We start from the raw sequence: 10,931 nt of genomic DNA, 5'->3' as shown, positions 1-10,931 counted from the left end.
GCGAGGGGCCGCACGTCAGGGCAAAAGGCCTTTGGTTACTTTGGGCCCCCAAAGTCACCCGCCGTAAGGGCGGAACCGCCAGCCGCAGCACCCGAAAAAACGGATACCCACCCCAAATCCAAATACCCGATCACTGCGCCCGACGCGAACTCCGATACATAAATACAAGAGCCACCGCCAAACACACCATCGCCAGCATCCGGCTCGAAGACAGCTCGATCGCCGGGTTCCCCAGCCAGCCAAAATTATCGATCAACATGCCCATCCCCAACTGCCCGACAATCACCGCCACCGTCGCCACTGCCGTGCCGACCACCGGCACCGCGCCGACCATCACCATCATGTACACCACACCAAACAGCGCCCCGGTCAGTTGCCACTTCGGCACCTCAAGCAGACTCACTGCCTGTGCCGGCTCGAAAAACAGAATCAACAACCCGGTCACCACAGCGCCGACCACAAACGTCAGCAAACTGCTGCGCAGCACGCCAACGGTTTCACCCAGACGCCCATTAATAGCGGCCTGCACACTCAATACCGCACCGGCCAATACCACCACCGCCAACAAAATCACCAGACCCATCACTCACCCCCGCGCAATCAGAACCAAAGCCACCACAATCAAACCCAACGCCAGCCAGCGCTCGCCGTTGACCTTCTTGCGCGTTGCGCCGAACCAGCCGAAGTGGTCAATCAACACACTCTTGCCGACCTGCCCGGACAAAATCGCAATCATCGTCATGGCAATGCCGATGTGCGGCGTCGCCAGGGTCAGCACTACCACGTACATCGGCCCGAGGAACCCACCGATCAACTGCCAGCGCGGCAGTTCGGTCAGCGCCGGACCTTTTTGCGGGCCAGCGAACAGCAGCAGCAAAAACAGAATCGCCGAGCCCACACCGAAGATGCTCAAGGTCGCCCATAGATGCCCGACCTGCGTGCCCAACGGTCCGAGCAGTCCAGCCTCGACCGACAAGCCCATGCCGGCAAGAATCACCAGCGGCAGCAATAACAGGCGCAACACCGACTTCCTCACCGGCGCCGTGACCGCCCCTTCATTCAACGTCTGCATAAACAACCTTCCACTCTCATAAACGATGGCGCGGATTATCGGCTGGCGCAGCTGTGCGATAAATGGGAGCATCCGGACAACACTTTTGCGCATCACGCACAGCGAGACACCTCATGCACGGCCTCAACGAACTTGGATTCAAGGCACTCAGGTTGTTCGTCGCGGTACTCGACCACGGCAGCTTTTCCGAAGTGGCCCGCCGTGAAGGCGTGGCACCGTCGTCGATCTCCCGGCAAATCCAGTTGATGGAGCAAGCACTGAATCAGCAATTGCTCTACCGCCACACTCGCGCCGTCACCCCGACCGAAGCCGGGCGTATGCTCGGCCACCACGCGCGGCGGGTCCTGGTGCAACTGGAGGAAGCCGAACAGGCCCTGCAGGAGCAACAAAGCGAACCCACGGGACTGGTGCGCATCAACGCCCCGGTGGTATTCGGCCAACGCCACCTGACGCCGTGGCTCGGCCAGCTGTGCGCGCGCTATCCGAAGCTGCAACTGGATATCCAGCAGACCGACCATTACATCGACCCCTTGCAGGAAGGCGCCGACCTGCTGTTTCGCATCGGCGCGCTGCACGATTCGAGCATGCAGGCGCGGATCATCGCCCCGCACCGCTTTCAGGTCGCGGCCAGCCCGGCGTACCTCAAGCGCCACGGCACCCCGCAACACCCCGACCAGCTCGCGCAGCACCAGTGCCTGGCGTACAAAGGCGCGACCGGTCAACAACGCTGGTTTTTTCGCCGCGATGGCGAAGACTGGGCGCCCTACTCGATAAAAGGCCCGATCACCGGCAACCACGCCGACACCCTCACCCAAGCCGCCGAGCAGGGGCTGGGCCTGGTGATGTTTCCGTCGTGGCTGATTGGTGAAGCGGTGCGCGAAGGCACGCTGGTACCGGTGCTCGGGGACTATCAGGTGTCGAACAGTCTGGAGCCGCAGCAGATTGCGGTGCTATGGCCGGGAAGTCGGCGCTTGTCGGTGAAGGTGCGGACGGTGATTGATTTTTTTGTCGAGTGCTTTGGCGAAATCCCGTATTGGGACCGAGCCTGAACGCTGCAGAAATCCAATGTGGGAGCGGGCTTGCTCGCGAAGGCGGTGTGTCAGTCACCCCATTGGGTATCTGACACACCGCCTTCGCGAGCAAGCCCGCCCCACAATGGGTTAGCGCAAATCTCAGATACGGAACTGGCCGACCAGTTTGCCCAACCGCTGCCCCAGCTCTGCCAGGCTGCGCGAGGTCTGCGCGCCCAACTGCGTTTCATCCGCCACGCTGTCCACCGCCACCGCAATCTGATGCACGCTGCGGTTGATCTCTTCGGCCACCGCCGTCTGCTCTTCCGCCGCGCTGGCGATCTGCGCGTTCATCGAGTTGATCGTGGCGATCAGCGCCGCCATCGCATCCAGCGACGCCCCGGCCTGATTGGCCTGCTGTGAAGTGCCATCGCCGGCCTCGCTGGAACGGCGCATCGCCTCGACCGCCTGCTGCGTCCCCGCCTGCAAGCGGTCGATCATGCCCTGGATTTCCTGGGTGCTGATCTGCGTACGACTGGCCAACGCACGCACTTCATCCGCGACCACCGCAAACCCGCGCCCGGCCTCACCGGCCCGCGCCGCTTCGATGGCGGCATTGAGCGCCAGCAGGTTGGTCTGCTCGGCAATCGAACGGATCACCCCAAGCACGCCGACAATCGAACTCACGTCCTGTTGCAGGCTGTCCAGCGACACGCCGCTGCTGCGGATGTCGTCGACCAGCGCATGAATCTGCTTGATGCTGCCGGCCACCACGCGCTTGGCGCTCTGGCCTTCTGCGTCGGTCTGCTGCGCGGCGACGGCGGCGTTTTGTGCGCTCTTCGCCACTTCCTGGGCCGCGGCGGACATTTCGTTGATCGCCGTGGCGACCTGATCGGTTTCATGGCGCTGACGCTCCATCGCCTGATCGGAACGCTGCGCCTGATCGGACACCTGCGTCACCAGCCCGGTCAGTTGCGTGGTCATCTCGGTGATCTGTCGCACCAGGCCGTGGATCTTGTCGACGAAGCGGTTGAACGAACCCGCCAGTTCGCCGAGTTCGTCCTGGCTGGTGATGTTCAGGCGACGGGTCAGGTCGCCCTCGCCCGCCGCGATGTCGTCGAGGTTGGCCTTCATCAGGGTCAGCGGCCGCAGGATGGTATTGGCCAGCAACAGCCCCGCCGCCGCGATCACCAACAACACCAACACGGCAACACCGGCAATGCTCAGCACCACGCCTCGCACTCGTTCCTGCACCTGGGCTTCGACCTGCGCCACCTGGGCTTCGATGCCGTCGAGGTTGACCGACGTACCGACCGCCATGTCCCATTTCGCCAGGTATTCGGTGTAACCGAGTTTCGGCACCAGCACCTTGGCGTTGCCTGGCAGTGGCGAACTGTATTGCAGATAGTGGGTGCCGTCCTTCGCCACATTCACAAGACCGAGGTTGACGTAGACGCCATTAGGGTCGCGGTTGTCCTTGAAGCTTTTGCCCACGCCATCAGGATCGTTGGCCTTGAACAGGCGCACGATCGCGGAGTCGTAGCCGAAGAAGTAGCCGTCCTTGCCGTAGCGGATGCCCGAGAGCAGTTTGATCGCTTGCGCTCGCGCCGCGTCATCGCCCGGCGCTGCCGCGTCGTACAACGGTTTGATCGTGGTCATGGCCACGGCGACGTAACTTTGCAGGGTGGCCTTGGCGTCGCCGAGCAGGCGCTCGCGGGTCTGTTCGACTTCCTTGCGCGCCTGTTCCTGGAGGATGAACAGCGTGGTCACGCTGATGACCAGTGCAAAGAGCAGCACCGGCAGGACGGCAAGGGACAGGACTTTAGCCTTGAGACTCAGGCGCATGGGGACTCACTCTTTTGATTTTGTTGGCGTGGTTAAAGGCTTTAACGGCACGCTGCGGCAAAAGTTGAGTCGGGTGCTCCCGCCATGATCGTTCCCACGCTCTGCGTGGGAATGCTGCCCGGGACGCTCCGCGTCCCACGGCGTGACGCAGAGCGTCACAGGAGGCATTCCCACGCGGAGCGTGGGAACGATCAGTCAGGGGGGCGTTTAGAGGACCATCGCCGCCACCCAGCCAAACACCAGCAGCGGCAGGTTGTAATGCAGAAAGGTCGGGACCACGGTGTCCCAGATGTGGTGGTGCTGGCCGTCGATGTTCAGGCCGGAGGTCGGACCGAGGGTCGAGTCCGAGGCTGGCGAGCCGGCGTCACCCAGCGCGCCGGCGGTGCCGACGATGCAGACAATGGCGATCGGGCTGAAACCCAGTTGCACGCACAGCGGCACGAAAATCACTGCAAGGATCGGCACGGTGGAAAACGACGAACCGATGCCCATGGTCACCAGCAAGCCCACCAGCAGCATCATCAGCGCACCGACCGCCTTGCTGTGATCGATCCACGCTGCCGAAGTCTGTACCAGCGTCTGCACCTCCCCGGTGGCCTTGATGACTTCGCCGAAACCGGACGAGGCGATCATGATGAAACCGATCATCGCCATCATCTTCATGCCTTCGGTGAACAGGTCATCGGTCTCGCGCCACTTGACGATGCCCGACGCCGAAAAGATCAGAAAACCGGCCAGCGCACCGATAATCATCGAGTCCAGCAACAGTTGAATGATGAACGCCGCGGCAATCGCCACGCCGGCGATCACCAGGCTCAACGGGTTGTACTGCACCGCCGTTTGCTCGACCTGCTCGATCTTTGCCAGGTCGTACACGCGTTTCTTGCGGTAGCTGATGAACGCGATACCGAGGCCGACCAACATGCCCAGCGCCGGAATGCCCATGGCGTGGGTGACATTGATGCCGCTGATGTCGACGCCACTGCGCGCGACGTTGGCCAGCAGGATCTCATTGAGGAAGATGTTGCCAAAGCCCACCGGCAGGAACATGTACGGGGTAATCAGACCGAAGGTCATCACACAGGCGATCAGCCGGCGGTCGAGTTGCAGCTTGGTCAGTACATAGAGCAGCGGCGGCACCAGCAGCGGAATGAAAGCGATGTGGATCGGCAGGATGTTTTGCGAGGCAATCGCCACCACCCACAACAGGCCGATCAGCAGCCACTTGACGTTGCCGCCACCGGCTGCGTGTTGCCGGTCTACCATCGCCAGGGCCTTGTCGGCCAGGGCGTGGGCCAGTCCGGACTTGGCAATCGCCACCGCGAAAGCGCCGAGCAAAGCGTAGGACAACGCCACCGTCGCCCCGCCGCCCAGGCCGCTGTTGAACGCCTTGAGCGTCGCTTCGATGCCCAGGCCACCGGTGAGGCCACCGACCAGCGCGCCGACGATCAAAGCGATCACCACATGCACGCGCGACAGACTGAGGATCAGCATGACGCCGACGGCTGCTATGACTGCATTCATTTCACTACCTCAAAAAACACTGCGGGTGAAAACACACCGCCAGACAGGATGAGTCCGCGCGGGGTTGGCCGGCGGATTGGCAAAGAGGGTCTTATTAGAGGGCGCGCACTTTGAAGGAAGCTGCTGCAAGCTGCAAGAGTTCACGCTACAAGCGGCAAGTTTCGAGCGGCAAGCGGAAAGCGAAGACGGTTGATCGTTCCCACGCTCCGCGTGGTAACGCCTCCTGTGACGCTCTGCGTCACGACGTGGACGCGGAGCGTCCGGGGCTGCATTCCCACGCGGAGCGTGGGAACGATCAGTTTGGGGGGGCGTGGCGCATGCAGCTTGCAGCTTGAAGCTCAAGAAAGCTGCTTTTAGGCCGCTACAGTGCAAAGTCTCAGATATTTATCGAATAAGGATGTTCCCATGTCGCTCAGACCACTTTCCATCCAATGGAAAATCACCCTGCTCGCCGGCCTGTGCCTGGCCGGTATCGTGACCCTGTTGGTGGGTCTTTCGCTGTATCGCATGGAGCACAGTTCTGCACTGGTAAAAGCCTCGAGCATGGAAATGCTCACCGAGTCGGCGCAGGCGCGTATCGAGTCGCAAGGTGAAGTGCAGGCCGCCGGTATTCGCCAGCAGTTCATGGACGCCTACCAGTATGGCCACGGTTTCTCGCGGCAAGTGCTGTTTCTGCGTGAACAGGCCGAGAAGCGTTTTCTCGACGCCTTCGACCTGCGTGAAGACATGACCCGTCAGGTCAAATCCGCGCTGCAAGCCAACCCGGATCTGCTCGGCCTGTCGCTGGTATTCGAAGCCAACGCGCTGGATGGCAAGGACGAGCTGTTTGCCGATCAGGCCGAACTGGGCAGCAACGACAAGGGCCGATTCGCCCTGTACTGGTCGCAACCGACTCCGGGCAAAGTGACCTCGATGGCGCTGCCGGAAAGCGACATGAGCAACACCAGGACCGGCCCCGGCGGTCAGGCCGCCAACGCCTGGTTCACCTGCCCGCGCACCATGCTCAAGCCCTGCGTGATCGAGCCGTACTTCTATGTGATCGACGGCCACAACGTGCTGATGACCAGCATCGTTTTTCCGCTGATGGTCAACGGCAAAGTCATCGCCTCGCTGTCGGTGGACATCAACCTCAACAGCCTGCAAGCCATCAGCCAGACGGCGAGCCAGAAGCTCTATGACGGCCAGACCGCGGTGAGCATCATCAGTCCGACCGGCCTGCTCGCCGGTTACAGCCCGGACGCCGGCAAGCTCGTTCAGCGCCTCGATGCCGTGGACCAGACCAGCGGCAGCGAACTGCTGCGCCTGCTCAGTGCCAGCCGCAGCGTCAGCAGCCTGCACAGCAACGGTCAGTTGAAAGTGCTGTCGCCGTTCCAGCCAATTCCCGATGGCCCGGCCTGGGGTGTGCTGCTCGATGTGCCGGAGAAGGTTCTGGTCAGTCGCGCCGAGGCGCTCAAGCAGCAACTGGACGCGAGCAACACCTCCGGCACCCTGATCGAACTGAGCCTGGGCGCACTGGCCGCGCTGATCGGCCTGCTGCTGGTGTGGCTGATGGCGCGCAGCGTGACCCGACCGATCCTCGGCGTGGCGCACATGCTCGAAGACATCGCCAGCGGTGAAGGCGACCTGACCCGGCGTCTGGCCTACGACAAGCAGGATGAACTCGGGCAACTGGCCGGCTGGTTCAACCGCTTCCTCGACAAACTGCAGCCGATCATCGCTGAGGTCAAACGCTCGGTGCAGGACGCACGCAACACCGCCGACCAGTCCTCGGCCATCGCCACCCAGACCAGCGCCGGCATGGAACAGCAATACCGTCAGGTCGATCAGGTTGCCACGGCCTCCCATGAGATGAGCGCCACTGCGCAAGACGTCGCGCGCAGTGCCGCGCAGGCCGCCGAAGCTGCCAAGGACGCCGACCGCGCCACCCGTCAGGGCCTGACCGTGATTGACCGTACCACCGCGAGCATCGATACCCTCGCCGCCGACATGAGCGCGGCGATGGTCCAGGTCGAAGGCCTGGCCGCCAACAGCGAGAAGATCGGCACGGTGCTGGAGACCATCCGCGCGATCGCCGAGCAAACCAACCTGCTGGCCCTCAACGCCGCCATCGAAGCGGCCCGCGCCGGTGAAACCGGACGCGGTTTTGCCGTGGTCGCCGACGAAGTGCGCAACCTCGCCCGCCGCACGCAGGAGTCGGTGGAAGAAACCCGTCAGGTCATCGAACAGTTGCAGAACGGCACGCAGGAAGTGGTCGGTTCGATGGGCAACAGCCACCGGCAGGCCCAGGGCAGCGTTGAACAGGTCGGGCAAGCGGTGACGGCGCTGCGGCAGATTGGCGATGCGGTGACGGTGATCAGCGACATGAACCTGCAGATCGCCAGCGCCGCCGAAGAACAGAGCGCGGTGGCTGAGGAGATCAACAGCAACGTGGCGACGATTCGCGATGTGACCGAGTCGTTGTCCGGACAGGCGAACGAGTCGGCGCGGGTGAGCCAGTCGCTCAATAGCCTGGCGAATCAGCAGCAGAGCCTGATGGATCAGTTTCGGGTCTGAAACCCACCGAGATTCTCTTGTAGGAGTGAGCCTGCTCGCGATAGCGGTTCGTCTGTCACGTCGATGCTGAATGTGACATCGCCATCGCGAGCAGGCTCACTCCTACAGGATTTGCACAAGGCTTGGGTTAGCGTTTCGGCAGTTCAATCACCACTTTCAACCCGCCCCATTCGCTCTCGCCCAACACCAGCAAACCGCCCCACGTATCGACTATGTCCCGCACGATGCCCAGGCCCAAACCGTGCCCGTCAGTCTGCTCATCCAGCCGCGTGCCACGGCTGAAGACCTGAGCGCGTTGCTCTTCGGGAATTCCCGGCCCGTCATCTTCCACACTCAGGGCAAAGCCATCGGTGCGCTCGATGACGCTCAAGCGCACCTCGGCATCCGCCCACTTGCAGGCGTTGTCGAGCAGGTTGCCAAGCAGTTCCAACAAATCCTCGCGGTCCCACGGCAGTTGCAGCCCGGGCGGCGCGACATAACTCAAGGCCAGATGCTCGCCGTGAATCATGTTCAGCGTTGCCAGCAGGCCCGGCAGTTCGGCGTCGCAATCAAACAACGCCCCGGGCAGCGCATCACCGGACAGGCGTGCGCGATTGAGTTCGCGATTGAGGCGTTGCTGCACCTGCTCCAGTTGTTCCTTGAGCACCTTGCGCAGCTCGGGATGGTCATCGAGTTTTTCGCTGGAGGCCAGGCTCAGCAGCACCGCCAGCGGGGTTTTCAGCGCATGGCCGAGGTTGCCCAAAGCGTTGCGCGAGCGCTTGAGGCTGTCTTCGGTGTGCGCGAGCAAATGGTTGATCTGCGCCACCAGCGGTTCCAGTTCCACCGGCACCTGATCATCGAGCTGCGAACGCTGGCCCTGTTGCAACTGGGCGATCTGCTCACGGGCGCGTTCCAGCGGTTTCAACGCACGGCGCACGGTCAGGCGTTGCAAAAACAGAATCAGCAGCAGCGCCGCCAGCCCCAGGCCCACGCCAATCTGGCGCATGCGCAGAAAACTGTCGCTGACCGGCGTGTAATCCTGGGCAACGCTGATCGAGATCGACTGGCCCAGCCGACGATAGTCCGAACGCAACACCAGCAGGCGCTGACCGCCCGGGCCCAGTTGCAGATTGCTGTGCAGGCCCGGCTGTTCAAGCAGTGGCAAGTCCTGATCCCACAGCGAGCGTGAGCGCCAATGGCTGTCGGAAAAATCGATGCGGAAGTAGTGCCCGGAAAAGGGCCGTTGATAAGCCGGCGACAAGTGCCGCTCATCCAGTTGCAGGCCTTGCGGGCCGCGCACCAGCGCCACCAGCAGGCTTTCGCTGTCGTTGCGCAGACCGGCTTCGAGATAGCGCTGCAAACCGACTTCGAACAACCACAGGCTGGTCTGCGCCAGCACCAGACCGACGATCACCATGACGCTGATCAACCCCAGGCTCAAACGGCGCTGGATTGATCTCACGAAGCTTGCCCGCCGAACAGGTAACCCTGGCCGCGGCGGGTTTCGATCACGCTTTTGCCCAACTTGCGCCGCAAGTGATTGACGTGCACCTCAAGGACGTTGGAATCGCGCTCTGTTTCACCGTCATAGAGGTGTTCGGCGAGGTGGCTTTTCGAAAGGATCTGCTCCGGGTGCAACATGAAATAGCGCAGCAGGCGGAATTCGGCAGCGGTCAGCTGAATGTCGGCGCCGTCGCGCACCACGCACTGACGGCCCTCGTCCAGATGCAGACCGGCTGCTTGCAACGTCGACTGGTTGGACTGTCCTTTAGAGCGGCGCAGCAAGGACTGGATGCGCAGGTACAACTCTTCGGGGTGAAACGGTTTGGTCAGGTAATCGTCGGCGCCGGCCTTCAGTCCCTCGATGCGCTCGGCCCAGGAGTCGCGCGCGGTGAGGATCAGCACCGGAATCGCCAGACCGCCCGCACGCCATTGCCCGAGCACGTCAAGACCCGGCACCCCGGGCAGACCGAGGTCGAGGATGATCAGGTCATAGGGTTCAGTGCTGCCCTGATACACCGCGTCACGGCCGTCCGCCAGCCAGTCCACTGCGTAGCCTTGGCGTTGCAGGCCGGCGAGCAATTCGTCGGCCAGTGGTACGTGGTCTTCCACCAGAAGCAAACGCATCGATCAATCTTCCTTGTCTTTGACTAATTCGCCGGTATCGGCCTTCAGGTGCAGTTCGCGGGCCACGCCTTCGAGCGTCAGCAATTCGACTTCGTAAATGTACACGTCGTGTTTTTCTTCCAGCTCGACTTCCAGCAGTTTGGCGCCGGGGTAGCGGTCCATGGCCTGTTGCAGCACTTGCTCCAGCGGCAGAATCACGCCCTCGCGACGCAGGGTCAGCGCCTCATCCTGATCGAGGTCACGAGCCATAGCCGTGCTGCACAACAACACCAGCGCCAGCGCCGTCAGGCGGGTGGCGCGAATAGTCAGCTTCATTACGTATCCTGATGGTCCCTGAGTACTTCACCATCGACGGCGTTCAGTTCCAGATCCCACTTCAACCCTTTCGGGTCGCGCAGTTCGATCTGGTAAATGAACTTGCCGTACTCCTCCTCCAGCTCGGTTTCGGTGATTTCCGAACCGGGGTGTTTTTCCAGCGCGATGGAGTTGAGCTTCTCGAAAGAGACGATAGTACCAGCGTCGCGCAAACGAAGCGCTTCGTCAGGTCCGAGATCGCGCGCGTGAGCGAGGCTGGCGGTGAAGCCGATGATCGAGGCAGTGGTCAGGGCAGTCAGGGTGTTCATGGGTGTCTCCGAATTCTTATATGTTGCTTGCGGTAAGCACCTTAGCGGGAGCAACTTAACTGAAACTGAATGGCCATCATTGTGCCCTCTTCACCACCAATCCACAGCCTGAAGCAAAACCCTGTAGGAGTGAGCCTGCTCGCGATGACGTCATCAGCCACGCTGCACAATTGGCATCAGACAGAAAGCCGCAACCGC

General features: G+C 62.0%; 10 protein-coding genes. 2 read left to right on the top strand and 8 right to left on the bottom strand.

Translation table 11 applies throughout. From position 1 onward, the window contains the following. Positions 1 to 130: 130 nt before the first annotated feature. Both HU743_RS26845 and HU743_RS26840 read right to left on the bottom strand, forming a co-directional pair. Entirely contained in the window at positions 131 to 583 is a 453-nt protein-coding gene (locus tag HU743_RS26845; protein WP_186551758.1) for a DMT family transporter, read from the bottom strand. Positions 584 to 586: 3 nt separating this feature from the next. Next, the gene (locus HU743_RS26840) at positions 587 to 1,072 is read right to left on the bottom strand and encodes a DMT family transporter (RefSeq protein WP_186652368.1); all 486 of its coding nucleotides are present in this window, start codon (positions 1,070 to 1,072) and stop codon (positions 587 to 589) included. A gap of 113 nt (positions 1,073 to 1,185) precedes the next feature. On the opposite strand from HU743_RS26840, the gene HU743_RS26835 reads away from it, so the two are divergent. Then, positions 1,186 to 2,121: a LysR family transcriptional regulator gene (locus HU743_RS26835; RefSeq protein WP_186652366.1), complete on the top strand. Its 936-nt coding sequence runs from the start codon at positions 1,186 to 1,188 to the stop codon at positions 2,119 to 2,121. A gap of 123 nt (positions 2,122 to 2,244) precedes the next feature. On the opposite strand, the gene HU743_RS26830 is transcribed toward HU743_RS26835, so the two are convergent. Further along, positions 2,245 to 3,927: a methyl-accepting chemotaxis protein gene (locus tag HU743_RS26830; protein WP_186623132.1), complete on the bottom strand. Its 1,683-nt coding sequence runs from the start codon at positions 3,925 to 3,927 to the stop codon at positions 2,245 to 2,247. A 207-nt stretch (positions 3,928 to 4,134) separates the two neighbouring features. Next, positions 4,135 to 5,451: a Na+/H+ antiporter NhaC family protein gene (locus tag HU743_RS26825; protein ID WP_186623130.1), complete on the bottom strand. Its 1,317-nt coding sequence runs from the start codon at positions 5,449 to 5,451 to the stop codon at positions 4,135 to 4,137. Positions 5,452 to 5,856: 405 nt separating this feature from the next. Here HU743_RS26825 and HU743_RS26820 point away from each other — a divergent pair, with 405 nt between their 5' ends. Then, positions 5,857 to 8,004, top strand: a complete 2,148-nt coding sequence (locus tag HU743_RS26820; protein ID WP_186652363.1) for a methyl-accepting chemotaxis protein — start codon at positions 5,857 to 5,859, stop codon at positions 8,002 to 8,004. 127 nt (positions 8,005 to 8,131) lie between these two features. Here HU743_RS26820 and HU743_RS26815 read toward each other — a convergent pair whose 3' ends face one another. Genes HU743_RS26815 through HU743_RS26800 form a run of 4 tightly spaced genes read right to left on the bottom strand, consistent with a single transcriptional unit; the run spans position 8,132 to position 10,733 of the window. Further along, positions 8,132 to 9,445: an ATP-binding protein gene (locus tag HU743_RS26815; protein ID WP_186652360.1), complete on the bottom strand. Its 1,314-nt coding sequence runs from the start codon at positions 9,443 to 9,445 to the stop codon at positions 8,132 to 8,134. Beyond that, positions 9,442 to 10,110: a response regulator transcription factor gene (locus HU743_RS26810; RefSeq protein WP_186634091.1), complete on the bottom strand. Its 669-nt coding sequence runs from the start codon at positions 10,108 to 10,110 to the stop codon at positions 9,442 to 9,444. Before HU743_RS26810 ends, HU743_RS26815 begins: the two co-directional genes overlap by 4 nt. Before the next feature lie 3 nt (positions 10,111 to 10,113). Next, the gene (locus tag HU743_RS26805) at positions 10,114 to 10,425 is read right to left on the bottom strand and encodes a PepSY domain-containing protein (RefSeq protein WP_186652358.1); all 312 of its coding nucleotides are present in this window, start codon (positions 10,423 to 10,425) and stop codon (positions 10,114 to 10,116) included. Next, positions 10,425 to 10,733: a PepSY domain-containing protein gene (locus HU743_RS26800; RefSeq protein WP_186652355.1), complete on the bottom strand. Its 309-nt coding sequence runs from the start codon at positions 10,731 to 10,733 to the stop codon at positions 10,425 to 10,427. The genes HU743_RS26805 and HU743_RS26800 overlap by 1 nt, the downstream gene beginning before the upstream one ends. Between the last annotated feature and the right edge of the window lie 198 nt (positions 10,734 to 10,931).

It is taken from the genome of Pseudomonas sp. SWRI99 (genome assembly GCF_014270125.1).
Taxonomy (GTDB): Bacteria; Pseudomonadota; Gammaproteobacteria; order Pseudomonadales; family Pseudomonadaceae; genus Aquipseudomonas; species Aquipseudomonas hamedanensis.
The sequence above is the reverse complement of the archived record's forward strand: the minus strand, read 5'-3'. Positions and strand labels throughout refer to the sequence as shown.